Source organism: Pantoea sp. B9002 (assembly GCF_013385945.1).
Lineage (GTDB): Bacteria > Pseudomonadota > Gammaproteobacteria > Enterobacterales > Enterobacteriaceae > Pantoea.
In genome coordinates this window covers 1-1,511 of sequence record NZ_JACAPA010000077.1, presented here as the reverse complement: position 1 = coordinate 1,511, position 1,511 = coordinate 1, and the positions used below count along the sequence as shown (strand labels likewise).

Annotated in this window: 1 protein-coding gene; it reads left to right on the top strand. The window is 50.8% G+C overall.

Annotated elements, in window-relative coordinates; all coding sequences use genetic code 11:
- Positions 1 to 51: 51 nt before the first annotated feature.
- A protein-coding gene (locus HX773_RS25100) for an IS3 family transposase (RefSeq protein ID WP_176973765.1) occupies positions 52 to 1,418 on the top strand; the annotation gives its coding sequence in 2 pieces (ribosomal slippage) (positions 52 to 547 and positions 547 to 1,418; 1,368 coding nt in all).
- Positions 1,419 to 1,511: the final 93 nt, after the last annotated feature.

Sequence of the window (1,511 nt, the reverse complement as noted above, 5' to 3'; positions counted from 1 at the left end):
TGAACTGAACCCAAAATGTTGGACTTTAAAACGACATAATGGGGATAAATCATGAAGCCAAAGTACTCCACTCAGTTCAAGTTAAAAGTCGTACGTTACTTTCTCGACGGTCATGCCGGTCAGGGGGGAACAGCACAACACTTCGGGGTTTCGAGGACGCATGCTATCCGCTGGATACAGCTTTACCTTCACCATGGTGAGGAAGCACTGCGTCCCCGTTCCCGCTCTCTACTGTATTCACCTGAGTTCAAACGAGAGGTCGTCACCTATGCCATTAACCATCCTGAAACATCGGCAAGGCTCGCGGCACGATTTGGTATTGCTTCTCACACCACTGTTGATAACTGGCTCAAACGGTTCAGACTTGAGGGGTACAAGCCCTTTTGTCCAACACAACCGGAGCGGAGCGTATCTATGCCAGTTAATCCAGACAAGCCTCGTAAAGCAGATGACAAAACGCCTGAAGAGCTGCTGAAGGAACTCGAATATCTGCGGGCCGAAAATGACTATCTGAAGACGCTGCAGGGGATACTCCTTGAAAAAAAGCGGCTGGAGCCGCTGAAAAAGCCGCGGCGGTAAACCTGTTGCGTACGCAGCATCGCCTGCCGGTGCTGCTGAAAGCGGCTCAACTGGCCCGGAGCACCTTCTTTTACCATCTGGCTCGCCTTCAGATACCTGATAAATATGCTGAGGTTAAGGCGCTGATGCTCCGGTTATTCAGTGAACACCGAAGCCTGTATGGGTATCGGCGGCTTAACGAGCTTCTCAGACAATGTGGCTACAGCCACAGTGGGAAAACCATCCTTAAGCTGATGAAAACACTTTCGCTGGAGTGCCCGGTAAGGCGGAAGAAATATTGTTCCTACCGGGGAGGCGCCAGTCCGACAGTGGCTAACCTGCTGCAGAGAAACTTCGTTGCTTCAGCGCCCGAAGAAAAATGGGTGACAGACGTGACGGAATTCCGCGTTGGACAGGATAAGTATTACCTGTCAGTCATAATGGACCTGTACAACGATGAGATCGTGGCGTGGGAAGGCTCACAGAAGGCATCGGCATCATTGATAAATGGCATGCTGAAAAAAGCGTTCAGTCATCTGAATAGCCTGAGCCGCGTCCTGTTGCACAGTGATCAGGGGTGGCATTACCAACGGCCATATTACCGGCGGCAGCTCGCAGAGAAAGGAATACAGCAAAGTATGTCCAGAAAAGGCAACTGTCTGGACAATGCGATGATAGAGAACTTCTTTGGGCATCTTAAAACAGAGATGTTTTATCTGAAGACGTTCCGAAGTGTGAGCGAACTGAGTAATGCGATCAGTGAGTACATAAACTTCTGGAACTACAAGCGGATAAAGATGGGACTTGGTGGGCTGAGCCCGGTGGAGTACCGGACTCATAATCAAATTAAGCTGACTTAAAGAGTCCAGGTTAAGGGGTTCAGTTCATCTCCGCCGGTCCGTCAGGCAGACGAGAGAAGTGAAGGCACCGCGTAAGCGGCGCGAGGACCGCCG